This window comes from Blautia sp. NSJ-140 (assembly GCF_022868965.1).
GTDB lineage: Bacteria > Bacillota > Clostridia > Lachnospirales > Lachnospiraceae > Blautia_A.
Genome location: NZ_JALIFS010000003.1, coordinates 16,060 through 35,645 on the forward strand (window position 1 = coordinate 16,060; position 19,586 = coordinate 35,645).

At 45.5% G+C, this 19,586-nt stretch carries 15 protein-coding genes; 14 read left to right on the forward strand and 1 reads right to left on the reverse strand.

Annotated features, from left to right (window positions below):
• Positions 1-86: 86 nt before the first annotated feature.
• From cooS to MUB50_RS04430, 12 genes are all read left to right on the forward strand, one after another.
• Entirely contained in the window at positions 87-1,979 is a 1,893-nt protein-coding gene (cooS, locus tag MUB50_RS04375) for an anaerobic carbon-monoxide dehydrogenase catalytic subunit (protein ID WP_118514475.1), read from the forward strand.
• 44 nt (positions 1,980-2,023) lie between these two features.
• Positions 2,024-2,797, forward strand: coding sequence for an ATP-binding protein (locus MUB50_RS04380; protein WP_118514473.1), 774 nt, complete (start codon positions 2,024-2,026; stop codon positions 2,795-2,797).
• Positions 2,798-2,814: 17 nt separating this feature from the next.
• Positions 2,815-4,944: an acetyl-CoA decarbonylase/synthase complex subunit alpha/beta gene (gene acsB, locus MUB50_RS04385; RefSeq protein ID WP_118514471.1), complete on the forward strand. Its 2,130-nt coding sequence runs from the start codon at positions 2,815-2,817 to the stop codon at positions 4,942-4,944.
• Between the two features lie 172 nt (positions 4,945-5,116).
• A complete protein-coding gene (gene acsD / locus MUB50_RS04390) occupies positions 5,117-6,058 on the forward strand; it encodes an acetyl-CoA decarbonylase/synthase complex subunit delta (protein WP_015525297.1) in 942 nt (313 codons plus the stop codon).
• A gap of 21 nt (positions 6,059-6,079) precedes the next feature.
• Positions 6,080-7,426 carry an acetyl-CoA decarbonylase/synthase complex subunit gamma gene (gene acsC / locus MUB50_RS04395; protein ID WP_118514469.1) on the forward strand — a complete coding sequence of 449 codons (1,347 nt, stop codon included), beginning with the start codon at positions 6,080-6,082 and terminating at the stop codon, positions 7,424-7,426.
• A gap of 110 nt (positions 7,427-7,536) precedes the next feature.
• A complete protein-coding gene (gene acsE / locus MUB50_RS04400) occupies positions 7,537-8,322 on the forward strand; it encodes a carbon monoxide dehydrogenase/acetyl-CoA synthase methytransferase subunit (RefSeq protein WP_015525295.1) in 786 nt (261 codons plus the stop codon).
• Between the two features lie 148 nt (positions 8,323-8,470).
• Positions 8,471-10,411, forward strand: a complete 1,941-nt coding sequence (acsV, locus tag MUB50_RS04405; protein ID WP_118624900.1) for a corrinoid activation/regeneration protein AcsV — start codon at positions 8,471-8,473, stop codon at positions 10,409-10,411.
• A gap of 27 nt (positions 10,412-10,438) precedes the next feature.
• A complete protein-coding gene (locus MUB50_RS04410) occupies positions 10,439-11,101 on the forward strand; it encodes a DUF3786 domain-containing protein (protein WP_118624898.1) in 663 nt (220 codons plus the stop codon).
• A gap of 98 nt (positions 11,102-11,199) precedes the next feature.
• Positions 11,200-12,885 (forward strand): formate--tetrahydrofolate ligase, encoded by a 1,686-nt coding sequence (locus MUB50_RS04415; protein WP_118624896.1) that lies wholly within the window; start codon positions 11,200-11,202, stop codon positions 12,883-12,885.
• Between the two features lie 98 nt (positions 12,886-12,983).
• A complete protein-coding gene (locus MUB50_RS04420) occupies positions 12,984-13,613 on the forward strand; it encodes a cyclodeaminase/cyclohydrolase family protein (RefSeq protein ID WP_021977714.1) in 630 nt (209 codons plus the stop codon).
• A 14-nt stretch (positions 13,614-13,627) separates the two neighbouring features.
• Positions 13,628-14,479 (forward strand): bifunctional 5,10-methylenetetrahydrofolate dehydrogenase/5,10-methenyltetrahydrofolate cyclohydrolase, encoded by an 852-nt coding sequence (locus MUB50_RS04425; protein ID WP_015525289.1) that lies wholly within the window; start codon positions 13,628-13,630, stop codon positions 14,477-14,479.
• 21 nt (positions 14,480-14,500) lie between these two features.
• Positions 14,501-15,262, forward strand: coding sequence for a glucosaminidase domain-containing protein (locus MUB50_RS04430; RefSeq protein ID WP_306466233.1), 762 nt, complete (start codon positions 14,501-14,503; stop codon positions 15,260-15,262).
• A gap of 60 nt (positions 15,263-15,322) precedes the next feature.
• Here the strand turns inward: MUB50_RS04430 and MUB50_RS04435 are convergent, their stop codons facing one another.
• A complete protein-coding gene (locus MUB50_RS04435; protein WP_118624894.1) occupies positions 15,323-16,831 on the reverse strand; it encodes a 4Fe-4S dicluster domain-containing protein in 1,509 nt (502 codons plus the stop codon).
• A 399-nt stretch (positions 16,832-17,230) separates the two neighbouring features.
• On the opposite strand from MUB50_RS04435, the gene MUB50_RS04440 reads away from it, so the two are divergent.
• Entirely contained in the window at positions 17,231-17,710 is a 480-nt protein-coding gene (locus MUB50_RS04440; protein WP_015525285.1) for a complex I 24 kDa subunit family protein, read from the forward strand.
• A complete protein-coding gene (locus MUB50_RS04445; RefSeq protein WP_118514461.1) occupies positions 17,707-19,578 on the forward strand; it encodes an NADH-quinone oxidoreductase subunit NuoF in 1,872 nt (623 codons plus the stop codon). Before MUB50_RS04440 ends, MUB50_RS04445 begins: the two co-directional genes overlap by 4 nt.
• The last annotated feature ends 8 nt before the right edge of the window (positions 19,579-19,586 follow it).

Below are 19,586 nucleotides of genomic sequence, written 5' to 3' on the forward strand. Positions count from 1 at the left end.
TAACCCATGGGTGGGGATGGGTTCCTGCCCGGGGCTTATTATAAAAAAGAAAAAATAAATAGATGTGCTATTAAAGGAGGTCTATAATGAGTGAATTCAAATTAACTACAGTGGAGGAATTTGAAGCCGCTACAGCCCGTCTTCTCGAGACAGGTGCAAAGGTAGGAGCAGATGCATGGCAGATCCGTGCAAAGAACCAGACTCCGCACTGTAAATTCGGTGAGCAGGGTATCTGCTGCCGTATCTGTGCAATGGGACCGTGCCGTATTACACCGAAGGCTCCAAGAGGAGTCTGCGGATGTGATGCTCATGGTATCGTAGGAAGAAACTTCCTTAAATTTACAGCTGGTGGTGCAGCTACTCACTCCGATCATGGTCGTGAGATCTGTCATACACTGTACTGTGCAAAAGAGGGCGGAAATTATCAGGTAAAAGATCCTGAGAAACTTCTTCGCATTGCTAAAGAGTGGGGCGTAGAAACAGAAGGCAAGGATATCTATGATCTGGCTCATGAGATGGCAGAGATCGGTCTTATGGAATATGGTAAACCGTTCGGATATCAGAGATTCCTTGACAGAATGCCTGCAGGACAGAAAGAAAAACTGATCGAGAACGAAATCGCACCACGTGCTATCGACCGTGAGGTTGCAAGTTCCCTGCATATGAGTCATATGGGATGTTCTTCTCTTCCGGAAGCACTTGTAAAACAGTCTATTCGCTGTGGACTGGCTGATGGATGGGGCGGTTCCATGATGGGAACAGAGTTCTCTGATGTATTATTCGGAACCCCGAAGCCGCTTGACACAGAGGCTAACCTTGGAGTAATGGTTGAAGAGAACGTAAACATTGTTGTACACGGACATGATCCGAGTCTTTCTGAGATGATCTGTGAGTATGCAGACAGCAAAGAAATGATCGATTATGCAAAATCTGTAGGAGCAAAAGGAATCACCGTTTCCGGTGTATGCTGTACTTCTAATGAGGTAGCTATGCGTCGTGGTGTTCCGATGGCTGGTAACTTCCTGCAGCAGGAGAACGTGGTACTGACAGGTGCCTGCGAGGCAATCGTAGTTGACGTTCAGTGTATCTTCCCTGCATTAGGACCTCTGAGCAAATGCTTCCATACCAAATTTGTTACAACTTCTCCGATCGCTCAGATGCCGGATTCTGAATTTATCAGATTCAACGCTGAGACAGCAGGAGAAAATGCAAAAGCAATCGTTAAGATGGCTATCGATAACTTCAAGAACAGAAAACCTGAGCTTGTACATATCCCACAGATGAAACAGAAAGCTACTGTTGGTTACTCAGTAGAAGCAATCGTTAAAGTTCTTGATGGTGTTACAAACTCTCAGGTTGACGTAACAGGAACAACCAAACCATTACTTGAGTGCATCACTTCCGGTGTTATCCGTGGTGCTGTCGCTATGGTTGGATGTAACAATCCTAAGATCCGTCCTGACTATGCACATATCGAACTGATGAAGAAGTGTATCGCAAATGATATCATTATCATTGCTTCCGGATGTTCAGCACAGGCAGCTGCAAAAGCTGGTCTGATGGACAAATCTGCAAGAGATCTCTGTGGTGCAGGTCTGAAACGTGTCTGTGAGCTGGCTGACATCCCGCCGGTACTTCATATGGGATCCTGTGTAGATATCTCCCGTATGATGATTCTGGCTGCTGAACTTGCAAAAGATTCAGGACTTCAGATCAATCAGCTTCCGGTAGTAGGATGTGCTCCTGAGTGGATGTCTGAAAAAGCTGTATCCATCGGTAACTATGTAGTTGGTACCGGTATTGATACATTCCTTGGTGTTGATCCATATGTTTCCGGTTCTTCAGAAATGTGTGAACTTCTTACAGAGGGAACAAGAAAATGGACAGGTGCTGCTTATACAGTAGAGACAGACATCGAGAAATTAGTTGATCTTATGATCGAGAGAATTGAAGAGAAGAGAACAGCATTAGGAATCTAATCCGTTGCGATCTTTAAAATGTTATAAAAGGTGGAAGACGTAAAATGAAAATAGCAGTAACCGGTAAAGGCGGAGTAGGAAAGACAACTTTCGCAGCAACACTTGCAAGATTGTACGCAGATGAGGGTAAAAAAGTCCTTGCGGCGGATGTGGATCCGGATGCGAACCTGGGTCTTGCCCTTGGATTTGACGAGGAAACCTTGGATTCTATTGTTCCGATCTCAAAAATGCGTAAGCTTATAGAAGAACGTACCGGAGCCAACAGCCAGAATCAGTTTTATAAGCTGAACCCAAAGGTAGACGATATTCCGGATACTTATGGAAAAACCTGTAATGGCGTAAAGCTGCTTGTCCTTGGGACTGTGGAAACAGGTGGAGGCGGATGCGTCTGTCCTGAACATGTGATGCTTAAAAGAGTGATCAATAACCTTGTGATCCACAGAGATGATGTGGTGATCATGGATATGGAAGCCGGCCTGGAACATCTGGGCCGGGGCACCACGGAGAGCATGGATGAATTTATTGTAGTGATCGAACCAGGGGCAAGAAGTGTACAGACCTATAAGAATGTTAAACGTCTTGCAAAGGATCTGGGAGTTTCTCAGGTTAAGGTCGTGGCCAATAAGGTAAGAAATCCGGAGGATGAGGAATTTATTCGGAATAAGATCCCGGCGGAGGATCTGCTTGGAATGATCCACTACAATACAGAAGTTATAGATGCTGATCGTCAGGGAAAATCTCCCTACGATTTCAGTGAAACTGTAACAGCTGAAATCAGAAAAATCAAAGACAAAATTGATCAGAATTCAATTCTGTAAAAATAGGAGGTATTACAGTGACTTTATTTGATAGAGTATTCGGCGGAAACGATGCTGTATATGGTTTAACAGAGGGTGCTATCGACGGCGCGATCGCTCAGTATGGCGAAGACAAAGCTGTCAGCTTCCCGAATACCGCTTACAGCCTTCCTTGCTACTATGCTGTAACAGGAACAAAAGTTACAACATTAAAAGAATTAAAAGAAGCTCTTGGCGTTGTTAAAACACTTATGACAAGAGAGAAGAGACTGAACGATGCGTTCATGTCCGGTGTTGCCACAGCACTCTGTGCAGAGTTTATCGAAGTTCTGAAATATATCGATGGAGCAACTCCTTATGAAGAGCCATGTTATGGACATCTTGGAGATGCAGTGATCCGTGAGCTCGGTGTACCGCTTGTAACAGGCGATATCCCAGGCGTTGCAGTTATCCTTGGTTCTGCTCCTACTACAGAAGAGGGTGTTGCCCTTGTAAAGAGCTATCAGGCACAGGGTATCCTTGTAACACTGGTTGGAGGAATTATCGACCAGGTTGCTGAAGCTGGAATGAAGACAGGCGCTAACGTACGTGTTATTCCTCTTGGAAAAGATGTTACATCTGTTGTTCATGTAGTTTCTGTTGCAATCCGTGCAGCTCTGATCTTCGGTAATGTAACACCTGGAGATGCAGGAACACTTATGAAATACACAATGGATCGTGTACCGGCATTCGTTAACGCATTCAAACCTCTGGATGATGTGATCGTAGCATGCGGCGCAGGTGCTATCGCACTTGGCTTCCCGGTTGTTACAAATGAGACAGAGAATATCTTCCGCGTACCGAAGAGCCTTATCGTTCAGGAGGACGTAAGCAAATTCAACGCTACTTCCCTTGAGGCACGTGACATTAAGATCAAGATCACAAATATCGATATTCCGGTTGCTTTCGCATCTGCATTCGAGGGTGAGATCATCCGTCGTAAAGACATGCAGGTTGAGTTCGATGGTTCCCGTGTAGACTGTGCAGAGCTTGTACATACCTGCGATGCATCTGAGATCGAGGATCACAAGATCACAGTAATCGGACCGGAAGTAGATGAGATGGAATTCGGCAGCAAGAACAGTATTGCGTATGTTGTTAAAGTTGCAGGTAAAAACATGCAGGCTGACTTTGAGCCGGTTATCGAGCGTAAATTCCACAACTACATCAACTGTATCGAGGGTGTATACCATACAGGACAGCGTGATATGCAGCGTATCCGTATCAGCATTGACGCATTTAATGCAGGATTCAGAATCAAACATATCGGTGAAGTTCTTTATGCATCTGTTAAAAATGAGTTCGATGCAGTTGTTGATAAATGTGAGGTTGTTATCTATACAGATCCTGCTGAGTGTACAAGAATCCGTCATGAGGTTGCAATCCCGATCTTTGACAAACGTGATGAGCGTCTTGATACTCTGACAGATGAATCTGTTGATGTATATTACAGCTGTATCCTTTGCCAGGCATTTGCGCCAAGCCATGTATGTGTAGTAACACCGGAGAGACTTGGACTTTGTGGTGCGGTTTCATGGCTGGATGCAAAAGCTACACATCAGCTTGACCCGGCTGGTCCTTGCCAGATCATCACAAAAGAGCGTCCAATCGATGAGAACCTTGGTGCTTATGAGGACGTTGATGAGGCAGTTCAGAAATTCTCCCAGGGTGCTCTGGAGCACGTTACACTGTACTCCATCATGCAGGATCCGATGACTTCCTGCGGATGCTTCGAGTGTATCTGCGGTATCGAGCCATTCTCCAACGGTGTTGTTATTGCCAACCGTGAGTATGCAGGCATGACACCACTTGGAATGACATTCCCTGAGATGGCATCCATGACAGGTGGTGGAGTTCAGACACCTGGATTCATGGGACATGGTAAACATTTCATTTCCTCCAAGAAGTTCATGAAGGCTGAGGGCGGTATCGAGCGTATCGTATGGATGCCGAAAGAACTGAAAGAATTCGTAGCTGACAGACTTAATAAGACTGCAAAAGAGCTTTACGGAATCGATAACTTTACAGACATGATCGGTGATGAGACGATTGCAGAAGACCCAGAGACACTGGTTGCATTCCTTACAGAAAAAGGACATCCGGCTCTCGGACTTGATCCGATGATGTAATTTGTCAGGGAGAAAGGATGTGCGGACATCCTTTCTCCTGTAAACTGTTAAAAAGTTTGTTGCTTTTTTAACAGAAATATAGTGCTGCATCTTGCCAATAACTGGTGTTATGTAGTATAATATGAGAAGCTCTGTAGTTTTTAATTATTATTTTTAAGGAGGCTAACGAAAAATGCCGTTTAATCAGAAACCACAAAAGTTCAATGCAAAGATTAATGCTGTCACAATCGGAAGCGGAGATAAGACTGTGACAATTGGTGGGGATTGTACATTCCCATTTTATTCCTTTGACGCAGAGTCAGAGAACTGCCCGAAGATCGGTGTAGAAATCTCTGATATGGGTCTTGAGGGCGTATCTGAAGGTATCAAAGCTTACTATGAAGGCGCTACAACAATGGCTGACATTGCTAAGAAAGCTGCAGCTATGGAGGGTGCTGACTTTGTTGCACTTATTCTTGAGGGCGGCGACCCGAACGGTGTTAACAAATCTATCGATGAGCTGATCGCAGTTGTTAAAGAAGTTGCAGATGCAGTTGACTGTCCGCTGGTTGTAGAGGGATGCAAGAATGTTGAGAAGGATGCAGAGCTCCTTCCGAAGGTTGCAGAGGCTCTTCAGGGCAGAAATGCACTGATCCTTTCCGAGAAAGAGGAGAACTACAAAGCGATCGGTGCAGCAGCAGGTCTTGCTTACAATCAGATCGTAGGCGCTGAGTCTGCCGTTGATATCAACCTTGCTAAACAGCTTAACGTTGTTACTACACAGCTTGGTGTAGATGCTAAGAAGATCGTTATGAATATCGGTAGTGCAGCAGTTGGTTATGGATATGAGTACGTAGTATCTACTATGGACCGTATCAAAGGTGCCGCTTTAGGCCAGAATGATAACATGCTGCAGATGCCTATTATTACACCTGTATCCGCTGAGACATGGAATGTTAAAGAGGCAATGGCTTCTGAAGCAGACATGCCGGCATGGGGACCACAGGACGAGCGTGGAATCGACATGGAAGTTGAGACAGCAGCAGCTGATCTTGCAGCTGGTTCTGATGCAGTTATCTTAAGACATCCGGAATCTGTTAAGACAATTTCCAAGCTGATCAAAGCACTTGCGTAATAAATAGGAGGATAAAGAGCTATGGCACTGAATGGTATTCAGATCTTTAAATTAACACCAAAGAAAAACTGTAAGGAATGTGGATGCCCTACATGTATGGCTTTCTCTATGAAAGTTGCACAGGGCGCTATGAAAATTGAGCAATGTCCTCATATGTCAGAGGATGCATTAGCATCTCTTTCTGAGGCAACTGCACCGCCAATGAAAACTATCAAAATCGGAACAGGCGATGGAGAGTTTACACTTGGTGGCGAGACTGTTCTTTTCAGACATGAGAAGACATTTGTAAGCAAAACAAGATATGCCGTATCACTTTGCACATGCATGAGTGATGAAGAAGTAGAAGCAAAACTTGCAGAGATCCCGCACGTTGACTATGATCGTATCGGTGAGAGAATGCATGTAGAGCTTGTTTATGTAAACTGCGATGAGAATGCAGATGCTGCAAAATTTACAGCACTTGTAGAGAAGGCTAAAGGTCTTGGAAGAACACTGATCCTTGGCTGTACAGATCCTGAGATCGCAAAAGCTGCCCTTGAAGTATGTAAGGACGGCAAACCGGTTCTTAACGGAGCAAACGCTTCCAACTACGAGGCAATGAGCAAGGTTGCTACAGATGCAGGCGTAGTTCTCGGTGTATCCGGTAAGGACATCAATGAGTTATATGATACTACAGCAGCTATTGAGAAACTTGGCAACAAGAATCTCGTACTTGATACAACAGGAGCTGACATCAAAGAGACCTTTGCAAATACTGTACAGGTTCGTCGTGCAGCTCTTAAGAATCAGGATAGAACATTTGGTTATCCTTCTATCGTTAACCTTGTTAAACTTGCGAAGGGTGACAAACATTTACAGGCAGCACTTGCTTCCCTGTTTACTATGAAATATGGTTCCATCATCGTTATGGAGCAGATGACATATGCAGAGGCACTTCCGCTGTTCGGACTTCGTCAGAATGTATTTACAGATCCTCAGAAGCCGATGAAGGTAGAGCCGGGTATTTATCCTCTGAACGGAGCAGACGAGAATTCTCTCGTTGTAACAACAGTAGACTTTGCTCTTACATATTTCGTAGTATCTGGCGAGCTGGAGCGTTCCGGTGTTCCGCTTAACCTGGTGATCAATGATGCAGGCGGACTTTCCGTACTTACATCCTGGGCAGCAGGTAAATTCTCCGGAAACAGCATCTCCGAGTACATCAAAGAGAATGTTGAGCCGAAGGTTAAATGCAGAAGACTGGTTATTCCTGGTAAAGTAGCAGTTCTTAAGGGCGATCTTGAGGCTAAGCTTCCTGGATGGGAGATCATCGTAGGACCAAGAGAAGCAGTACAGCTTGTGAAATTCTTAAAAGACCTTGACGCATAAGCTTGAGGTTTAAGAAATCAGCTGTCCGGCAATATCGCCGACAGTTATAAGCGGCTGTGCAGGTTTGCTGCACAGCCATATCCTACTAATATGTAAAGGAGAACACGAGTATGGCAAAATTTGTAACAATTGGGGAGAGACTTTCAACAACAGCACCGGCAGTAAATAAAGCATTTACTGAGAGAGATCCTGAGCCGATCATCAAAAGAGCAAAACAGCAGCTTGATGCAGGCGCTACATATCTTGACGTAAACATCGGACCTGCTGAGAACGATGGCGAGGACCTTATGAAATGGGCAGTACAGCTCCTTCAGTCTGAGTTTGACAATGTTCCGCTTGCTCTGGATACTACAAACCAGAAAGCTATTGAGGCTGGTATTTCCGTATACAACAGAAGCAAAGGTAAACCGATCGTAAACTCTGCAGATGCTGGAGACAGAATTTCCAATATCGACCTTGCAGCAGCTAACGATGCGATCTGTATCGCACTTTGCTCTTCCGGTATGGTTGCATCAGACAATGACGAGCGTATGATGCATTGCCAGAACATGCTTGAGAGAGGTCTTGGCCTTGGTATGGAAGCAGAGGATCTCTGGTTTGATCCGCTTTTCCTTGTTGTAAAAGGAATGCAGGACAAACAGATGGAAGTTCTTGAGGCAATCAAGATGTTCTCCGAGATGGGTCTGAACTCCACTGGCGGTCTTTCCAACAACAGTAACGGTATGCCAAAACATATCCGTCCGATCATGGACTCTGCTCTTGTAGCTATGGCTATGATGAATGGTCTTACATCTGCAATCGTTAACCCTAACGACCTTCGTCTTATGGAGACAATCAAATCCTGTGACGTATTCAAGGGTAACACACTTTACGCAGATTCTTACCTTGAGATCTAATTTGGCGTGTGAACAAAACAGGAGCGCTGTTTCAGAGGCTGGGGGCTTCGGCCTTCAGCCTCTTTTTTACTAATATAGTTTAGTCTAACTCCCAACGCCACAGGTGGAAGACGAATAACTTTTACGAGGCGAGAAAGGTGGTTGCCGAATGTTTAAGGTGACTTTTGCTTTTGAAAATGGCAGTACGGTAGAAGCATTTGCCAATGCGGGGGATAATTTACTGGAGGTTGCTCGTGGCGCCAATGTGGCTATCGATGCACCATGTTCCGGAAACGGAGCCTGTGGAAAATGTCGGGTACAGTTAAAAAGCGGAGAACTGGACTCAAAGAAAACTCTTCATATTTCGGATGAAGAATATGGCGCAGGCTGGCGTCTGGCCTGTATGAGCAAGATCAGTGCAGATGTGGAGGTTCTTGTTCCGGATATTGCATCCGCATATAAGAGCCGAATGAAAGTGGCTGATTTAAGCTCAAAAGAAGAAATTGCTATTTTTGAAAATGCCAAGCATGAAGTTGAGATGGCTGGCATAGAACTTACAAACAGTCTTGATGTTATAGAAGTACACATGGAGGAACCATCTCTGGATGATACCATGCCGGATAATGAGAGACTGACACGGGCACTGCGGAAATATATGAATCTTAAACATATCAGAATTCCCTATTCCGTGCTGAAAAAACTTCCGGATGTACTTCGAAACAGTAAATTTTCAGTGAAATGTGTGGTTCGTACAACACCGAACGACATGTTTGTATACGATATTTTTGACAGTAAAGAAGATGTTGTGATCGGTGGTCTTGCCGTAGATATCGGTACCACAACAGTTTCTGCAGTTCTGATCAATATGGAAAGCGGAGAGATCCTGGCCAAAAGCTCTTCCGGAAACGGACAGATCCGTTTTGGTGCGGATGTTATCAACCGTATTATTGAATCTCAGAAACCTGGAGGAAAAAAGAAGCTTCAGGATGCAGTGATCAAAGAGACCATCAATCCGATGATCCACGAGATGTGCAGAAGCATTCACTTCCCGGAGGAACAGATCTACCGGATGTGTGTTGCTTCCAATACAACCATGAATCATCTGTTTGCAGGGATCAATGCGGATCCGCTTCGCATGGAGCCGTATATTCCTACATTTTTCAAAACAAATTCCTTATTTGCATCCGATGTGGGAATTGAGATCAATCCGGATGCACATATTATCATGGCTCCGAATATCGGAAGCTATGTAGGTGGAGATATCACTGCCGGTACACTGGTAAGTATGATCTGGAACAGACCGGAATTTTCTCTGTTTATCGACCTTGGTACTAACGGAGAGCTTGTGTTCGGTAATTCCGATTTTATGATGAGCTGTGCATGTTCCGCAGGTCCTGCCTTTGAGGGTGGAGATATCAGCTGCGGTATGCGTGCTACAGACGGTGCTATTGAGGCATGTACCATTGATAAAGAAACTATGGAACCGACATATAAGGTTGTAGGCGAACCTGGAACCAAACCGGTAGGACTTTGCGGTTCCGGTATCATTGATGTGATCAGTGAACTTTTTATGACAGGAATCATCAATCCGAAGGGCAAATTTGTTCGTGAAGGCAAAAGAATCCGTCACGATCATTATGGCATGGGAAGCTATGTGATCGCGTTTGAAGAGGAAGCCGGTTCTGCCAAGGATGTTGAGATCACAGAAGTAGATATTGATAATTTTATCCGTGCCAAAGGCGCTATTTTCTCTGCAATCCGTACTATGCTGAATTCTCTTGATTTCGATGTTTCCATGATCGATGACGTATATGTTGCCGGTGGAATCGGAAGCGGGATCAATATGTCTAATGCAGTGCATATCGGAATGTTCCCGGATATTCCTCTTGAGAAATTCCACTATATTGGTAACTCTTCTCTTACAGGTGCTTATCTGATGCTTCATTCCACACCGGCAGAGAAAAAGACATACGAACTTGCATCCAATATGACTTATCTGGAGCTTTCTACAGTTCCGACTTATATGGATGAGTTTGTAGGTGCATGCTTTATTCCACATACGGACACAAATCTGTTTCCGTCTGTTATGGAAGAACAGCAGAAGAGATAAAGCAGACTAAAACAGCAGAGGTAAAACATGGCTTTTAGTATAAATGACTTGAATTATGAAAAAGACAGCAAGGAAAGAATGCCCTGGGAGCATTATATAGAGGAGTTCAGTAAGGCAGACCCGGCAGAAATTGCCGGACGTCTTTCACTTCCTTATGACGAAGAGAAGAAAGTACTGACTCTGAAATTCCTGGAAAGCGTTTATTATATTTCCTGGCCGGATTTTCAGGTAACTCATGAAGAAGACGATGCGGGATTTTATCCTCTTGAGGAAATGCATTATGCAAAGATCCTTGCTATCCGTTTTCTGCTGAACGGGAATGTATCTCAGGGAAGCGGAAGGTTTAAAACATACAGGGAAATGCCCTGGGGAGAGGTTTATCTCCGTCAGTTTGATGGCAGGTGCATCAAACGCCTGGCTTTCACATACGGAAACAGACTTAAGGATTTCAAGGAAATCATGGAACACATCCATGCGGTTCTCGTGGATCATGGAGATATTGCATACCAGGTGGAGATCTTTCCAGGATATGTAGTTCAGATGATCCTCTGGGAGGGGGATGATGAATTTCCGCCGTCCTCACAGATCTTGTTTTCTGATAATTTTCCGGTTTCCTTTGCGGCTGAGGATATGGCCGTTATGGGAGACGTTATCATTGGGTCTTTAAAGGCATTTCTGAAATGTCTTTAAAAATGAAAAATAGTTAAGAACAGGATGGGACCTGTTTTTATAGAGATGCAGTTTTAAGGGATTAAAAACTGTAAAAATACCTAAAGGGAGGTAACATTATGGGATTTAAAAGTGACATCGAAATTGCACAGGAGTGCGAAATGCTTCCAATCACACAGATTGCAGAGAAGGCAGGTATTGACGACAAATATCTGGAGCAGTACGGTAAGTACAAAGCAAAAATTGATTACAATCTGTTAAAAGAGAGTGACAAGAAAGATGGTAAGCTGATCCTCGTAACAGCTATCAACCCGACACCTGCAGGAGAGGGAAAAACAACAACAACCGTTGGTCTTGCAGATGCAATGCAGAAAATGGGCAAAAAAGTAATGGTAGCTCTTCGTGAGCCATCCCTCGGACCGGTATTCGGTGTAAAAGGTGGTGCAGCAGGCGGCGGTTATGCACAGGTAGTTCCGATGGAGGATATCAACCTTCACTTTACCGGTGACTTCCATGCGATCGGTGCGGCAAACAACCTTCTTGCAGCAATGATCGACAACCATATCTTCCAGGGTAATGACCTGAACATTGACCCGAGAAAGATCACATGGAGACGTTGCGTGGACATGAACGACCGTCAGCTTCGTAATGTAGTAGATGGTCTTGGCGGAAGAACAAACGGTATGCCTCGTGAAGACGGATACGACATCACAGTTGCATCTGAGATCATGGCAGTTCTTTGCCTCGCAAGTGACATCAAAGACCTGAAAGAGAGACTTTCCAGAATCATCATCGGATATACCTATGGTAAAGTTTCCGAGCAGAAACCGGTAACAGCTGGTGATCTTCATGCAGAGGGTGCTATGACAGCACTTCTGAAAGATGCCCTGAAACCAAACCTTGTACAGACACTGGAGCATGTTCCTGCAATCGTACACGGCGGACCATTCGCAAACATCGCTCATGGATGTAACTCCGTAACAGCTACAAAGATGGCTATGAAACTTGCAGATTATGCTATCACAGAGGCTGGATTCGGTGCTGACCTTGGTGCAGAGAAATTCCTTGACATCAAGTGTCGTATGGCAGGTCTTCATCCAAGCGCAGTTGTTATCGTAGCTACTGTTCGTGCACTGAAATACAACGGTGGTGTTCCGAAGGCAGATCTGAACAACGAGAACCTTGAGGCTCTTGAGAAAGGTCTTCCAAACCTTCTGAAACATGTAAGCAATATCAAGAATGTATACAAACTTCCATGTGTAGTTGCTATCAATGCATTCCCGACCGATACCAAGGCAGAGCTTGACCTGGTTGAGGCAAAATGTAAAGAGCTTGGCGTTAACGTTGCACTTTCCGAGGTATGGGCAAAAGGCGGCGAAGGCGGCATGAAGCTTGCTGAGGAAGTTATCCGTCTTGTTGAGGAGCCAAACGATTTCACATATGCTTACGAGCTTGAGGGATCCATCGAGGATAAACTGAATAACATCGTACAGAAAGTTTACGGTGGTAAGAAAGTTGTTCTTACAGCAAATGCTCAGAAACAGGCAAAACAGCTGGAAGCACTTGGATTTGGCAACTGCCCGATCTGCGTAGCTAAGACACAGTACAGCCTGACAGATGATCAGACAAAACTTGGTGCGCCGAAAGATTTTGAGGTAACAGTACGTAACCTTAAGATCTCTGCTGGTGCAGGATTTATCGTAGCTCTTACAGGTGAGATCATGACTATGCCAGGTCTCCCGAAAGTACCGGCTGCAACTAAGATTGATGTAGATGAGACAGGAAAGATCACAGGTCTCTTCTAATCACAATAGAAGATATGAAACAACCGGAGGGGGCTTTTTATAAGGCCCCCAATGGGCTCTCAGGAGTGCTAAAATAAGAATATAAGGAGGAGAGTCCTATGGGATTTTCTACAAGTACTTGTACTGAATTTGTCGAGGTATTAAGCTCCAAGGCACCGGTTCCAGGCGGCGGCGGTGCATCTGCCCTTGTAGGTGCTGTTGGTACAGCTCTTGGAAATATGGTTGGAAGCCTTACTGTCGGTAAGAAAAAATATGCGGATGTAGAAGATGAAATGTGGGAGCTGAAAAAGAAATGTGATCAGCTTCAGAAAGATTTCCTTCATCTGATCGAGAGAGATGCGGAAGTTTTTGAGCCTCTTTCCAAGGCTTACGGAATGCCAAGAGAGACAGAAGAAGAGAAGGCTGAGAAGGCTCGGGTAATGGAAGCAGCCCTCAAGGAAGCATGCTCTGTTCCTATGGAGATCATGGAGAAATGCTGCGAGGCTATTGAACTTATCGTTGAGTTCGGAGCAAAAGGTTCCAAGCTTGCAATCAGTGATGCCGGTGTAGGTGCTGCATTCTGCAAAGCAGCTCTTAAGGGAGCAAGCCTGAATGTGTACATTAACACAAAATCCATGGCTGACCGTGCGTATGCAGAGGAATTAAATAAAAAAGCAGACGCTATGCTTGAGAAATATACAAAGATTGCAGACGAGACATTTGACAGTGTTCTCGGAAGACTGAAATAGGAGGAACCAGACAAATGGCAAAGCAGTTATTAGGTAAAGAAGTTACAGCAGCTCTCAATGAGAAGATCAAAGCTAACGTTGCAGAGCTTCAGGCAAAAGGTGTAGATCCTACCCTTTGCATCATCCGCGTTGGTGAGAACCCAAGCGATATTTCCTACGAGAGAGGTGCTACAAAGCGCTGTGAGACTCTTGGTGTTGCATGTGAGAAGATCCTTCTTCCGGAGGATGTTTCCCAGGATGAGCTTCTTGCAACCATTGATAAAGTAAACAAAGATGACAAGATCCACGGAGTTCTTCTGTTCCGTCCGCTTCCGAAACATCTGGATCAGGCAGTGATCGAGAATGCACTTGCAGCAGAGAAGGATGTTGACTGTATGACAGATCTTTCAATGTCTGGTGTATTCACAGGCAAGAAGATCGGATTCCCGCCATGTACACCGCAGGCATGCATGGAGATCCTTGATCACTATGGAATCGACTGCACAGGCAAAAAAGCGGTTGTTATCGGAAGAAGCCTTGTAGTTGGTAAACCGGCTGCCATGATGCTTGTTAAGAAAAATGCGACAGTAACGATCTGCCATACAAGAACCGTTGATATGCCGTCTGTTGCAAAAGAGGCGGATATCGTCATCGTTGCAGCTGGTCGTGCTGGTGTTGTCGGCGCTGATTATGTCAGAGAGGGACAGACCATTATCGATGTTGGTATCAATGTCAATGCAGAGGGTAAGCTTTGTGGTGATGTTGATTATGCGGCAGTTGAGCCAATCGTTGATGCGATCACACCGGTTCCTGGCGGAGTAGGAAGTGTTACAACTTCTGTTCTTGTAGGACACGTAGTTGAAGCAGCAATGAGAAAAGCGCAGTAATAAAGGATTGATTATTGATATATGTACAGATTCCGAAATAGTTTTTGTTTACGGATGATGATGCTTGCAGGCGTTCTGGTATTCGGAACGCCTGTGGGTGTTTTTGCAGAAGAAGCGGATCATTCCATGGAGGGACAGATCTCCAAGCCCCAGCCATCCGGAGAGAGTGATGCAGATAGTTTTGTGGATGATTCCACAGATAATACTTACGGATATTATACGATCATGGGGTGTACCACAGTGACTGGGGAGGATATGGTGGCGCAGTATGAGGCGCAGAATGTGGAATATCCTTCCGGTATCCTGACAGAGGGTGGTGCACCGGACATTGATACGTTTTGCACAATTGTGACAGAGGAAGCGGATGCGGAGGGTGTCCGCGGGGAGGTTGTTTTTGAGCAGGCGATGCTTGAGACCGGTTGGCTTCAGTTTGGCGGAGATGCCAGTGCCGGGCAGTTTAATTTTTCCGGACTTGGGACTACCGGCGGCGGTGTTGCCGGAAATTCCTTTCCGGATGTCAGGACCGGGATCCGGGCTCAGGTACAGCATCTGAAAGCTTATGCGTCTTCGGATGAACTGAACCAGGTCTGTGTGGATAACCGCTTTCAGTATGTGACCCGGGAGAGTGCACCTTATGTGGAATGGCTTGGGATTCAGGAGAATCCTTACGGCGGTGGATGGGCCGCCGGGAGAAGCTATGGATATAAGCTTAGAAGCCTTCTGGCAAATCTGAAAGGTGAGGAATATACCTGGCCGGAGAGCACAGAGACTGTGGAGAAATGATGAAATGGAGATGTGCGTCTGAATAAAAACAGGCGCACATCTTTTTGTGTCAAAGATTAATTAATTCAATTCCAGATTTTCAAGTTCCTGAGATGGAATCTTAGGGTCTGAGCCATCTACATATTTCTTGAGTGCTTTGGAGGTTTTTGCGAAGCCGGCATTGGTTCCGGCACCGCCGATGCAGCCTCCCGGACAGGCCATTCCTTCGATCATGCAGTTTTTGATCTTACCGGCTTTGGCCAGAGTGAGGACTTTTTTGCACTCAGCGAGGCTTTCAGCGTGTTCGATGTGGACGGGGACATCAGGATAATATTCCTTCAGACAGGCTTCGATAGCACCTGCTACGCCGCCTGCGATGGCATATCCTCTTCCGGCAGCTGTTGCAGTCTGGGTTTCTTCCGGAATGTCCTCGCATGCAGATGGAATGATATCTCTGGCATCGAACAATCCCCAAAGTTCTTCGAAAGTGATAACGAAATCCACATCACTTCTTACGGAATGACGCATGGCTTCCAGTTTTTTGGAGGCGCATGGTCCGATGAATACTACTTTCGTATTGGGATGTTCTTTTTTTACAATGCGGGCAGTTGCCACCATCGGGGTCAGTTCCTGTGAGATGTTGTCGATCATAGCCGGGAAGTATTTCTTCGCCATTACAGACCATGACGGGCAGCAGGATGTAAGCAGGAACGGGAGATTGCCGGTGGCTACTTCTGTTGCATAATGATGGGCCTCGGAAATACAGCCGATATCTGCGCCGAGTGCTACTTCATAAATATTGGAAAATCCAAGCTGAGTTAAAGCAGAGCGGAATTTACCGGGAGTTACATCTTCACCGAACTGATTGATGTAAGCTGGTGCAACTTCTGCAATAATCTCAGTTCCCTCACGGAGGGCATGTGCCAGCTGGAAAATCTGGGATTTATCAGAGATGGCACCGAATGGGCAGCTGACCATACACATGCCGCAGGACACACATTTATCCTGGTTGATGGAAGCGCGTCCCTGTTCATCGCTTTCGATGGCTTTTACACCGCAGGCGCGTTCGCAGGGACGTTCTTTATGGGCGATGGCGTCGTAAGGACAGACAGCTTTGCATCTTCCGCAATGGATACATTTGTCCTGGTCGATGAAAGATTTTCCGTTTACCATGGAAATGGCGCCTTTGGGGCAGGTGAGTAAACAGGGATGTGCAACACAGCCGCGGCACATGTTGCTGACTTCGTATTTGTTGGATTCACATGCGGAACATGCGGAAGGAATCACCTGCATAAGAGGTGGTTCATAATATTTTTCATCAATATTGCTGGCTTTTACGCCATCAGTAAGATGTACAGAACGGTTCTCCGGGCGGAGGGAAAGTCCCATGGCCAGACGGACACGTTCACTTGCAACAGCTCTTTCACGATAGATGCTCTCGCGGTATTTCGCACGTTCCTCTACAATATTGTAAGGGATGGATTCAATATCGTGAATCAGGGATTCGTCCGTGGATTCAAATCCGATCTTCGCAATTTCTGTAAAAATCTTTCGCCGGATCTGTTTAACTGGTGTGTCGAGATTTCGCATAAATGTTCTCCTTTTCAAAAAATGATTAAAATGTTTTCCACGCACTTTTTATTCATCTTATAGTAATTGAGAAATAAAATCAACAATAGGAAATGTTTTTTTAGCAGAAACAAAAAAAGAATATTTGTTTCTTTATTGTCATGAATGTTAAAAAATGCACATTTATTATAAAAAATAGATGCAAAACCAGTAAGACGTTGTAAACTTTCTAATATATTCTGAAAAAAACGAAAAAATATCTTGTGAAAAATGACGATATAAGTTATAATTAAAAGCACGAAAATAGTGCAATATAATGATAGGCACGTAAATGAGGCACTGACAGAGTGTTAAAGCATTAACCTGTAGTGGAACAGGTTGATCAAGTGGAAAATCTATGAGAAACAAGGAGGGAACCGAATGTTAGACCAGACGTATTACAGGAAAACGGACGAGATCATCGAGCACTACGGCCGGAAAGCTGCATCACTGATTCCGATCATGCAGGATATTCAGGCTGAGTACCGTTATCTTCCGGGAGAGCTTCTTACTTATGTTGCGGAACAGATTGGTGTAAAAGAAGCGAAGGCGTACAGTGTAGCTACTTTCTATGAGAACTTTTCCTTTGAGCCGAAGGGCAAGTACATCATCAAGGTATGTGACGGTACTGCCTGTCATGTACGTAAGTCCATGCCTGTAAAGGAAGCAATGCTGAAGGAGCTTGGACTGAGTCATAAGAAGCATACTACAGATGATATGATGTTTACCGTTGAGACAGTCTCCTGTCTTGGTGCCTGCGGACTTGCACCGACACTGACTGTAAATGATGAAGTTCACCCGAAGATGACTCCTGAGAAGGCTGTTGAGCTTTTAAATGAATTGAGAGGTGAGAGCGTATGAGTATAACCAGTATGGAAGATCTGAAAAACAAACAGGCTGAGGTTAAGAAGAATCTTGATGGCTATACCTGCCGTGTTCTCGTCTGTTCCGGTACCGGATGTATTGCTTCCGGTGCTCAGAAGATTTATGAAGAAATGTCAAGACTTTGCGAGGGAATCGAGGGCGTTGCAGTTGAGATGCAGAAGGATGTTCCTCATGTAGGAATCGTTAAGACCGGATGCCAGGGCTTATGTGAGCTTGGTCCTCTTATGAGAATTGAGCCATATGATTATCAGTATGTACATGTTCAGGTAGATGACTGTCGCGAGATCGTAGAGAAGACCGTGATCTGCGGACTGCCTGTTGAGCGTCTGTTTTATCGTCATGATGATGAGGCCTGTCCGCATCCGAGTGACATTCCGTTCCTGAACCAGCAGACAAGGATCGTTCTTGAGAACTGTGGCAAGATCGATGCAGAGTCCATTGATGAATATATTTCCGTAGGCGGCTTTTCCGCAATGGCGAAGGCGTTCTTTGAAATGACCCCACAGGATGTTATTGATGAGATCACGAAATCCGGCCTCCGCGGCCGTGGCGGTGCAGGTTTCCCTGCAGGCAAGAAATGGTCACAGGTTGCACGCCAGCCGGAAAAAGTCCGTTATGTAGTATGTAACGGTGATGAGGGTGACCCGGGAGCCTTTATGGATGGCTCCGTAATGGAAGGTGATCCTTACAAGATGATCGAGGGTATGGTGATCGCTGCCTATGCAGTAGGTGCAGAGGATGGTTATATCTATGTACGTGCCGAGTATCCTCTTTCTGTACAGAGACTCCGGATGGCCATTGAGCAGGCAGAGTCCTATGGCCTTCTTGGCGATAATATCCTTGGTTCCGGTATCAATTTCCACTTACATATCAATCGCGGTGCCGGAGCGTTCGTATGTGGTGAAGGTTCTGCCCTGACTGCCTCTATCGAAGGCAACAGAGGTATGCCTCGAGTAAAACCTCCGAGAACTGTCGAGCAGGGTCTGTGGGGTAAACCTACCGTTCTCAATAACGTAGAGACCTACGCCAACGTACCGAAGATCATCCTTCAGGGTGCTGACTGGTTCCACACCATCGGTACAGAAGGAAGCCCCGGAACAAAGACCTTCTCACTTACCGGTTCCATTGAGAACACCGGTCTTATCGAGGTGCCGATGGGAACAAGTCTCCGTCATATTATCTATGATATCGGCGGCGGTCTTAAGAGTGGTGCTGCATTTAAGGGAGTACAGATCGGCGGACCATCCGGTGGATGTCTGATCGATGACCAGATCGATCATCCGCTTGATTTTGATTCCGTTAAGAAGCTGGACGCTATCATGGGATCCGGCGGACTGGTTGTTATGGATGAGAATACCTGTATGGTAGAGGTTGCACGTTTCTTCATGAGCTTTACACAGCGTGAGAGCTGTGGTAAATGTGTTCCTTGCCGTGAGGGTACCAAACGTATGCTTGAGATCCTGGAGAGGATCGTTGAAGGTAAGGGTGAGCTTTCCGATCTGGATGAGCTGGAAGAGCTTGCGAACATGGTTCAGAGCATGGCACTGTGCGGCCTCGGTAAGAGTGCACCGCTTCCGGTCATCAGTACTCTGAAGCGTTTCCGTGACGAATATGTAGAGCATATCGTAGATAAGAAATGTCGTGCGAAGGTCTGCACGGCGCTCCGTCAATTCCATATCAATCCTGAGTTCTGTATCGGCTGTGGCAAGTGTGCGAAGAACTGTCCGGCTGGTGCGATTTCAGGAAAGATCAAGCATCCACATGTAATCAACAACGACGTATGTATCAAATGCGGATCCTGTAAGGATAACTGTAACTTTGATGCGATTTATGTGGAAGCATAGAAGGGAGG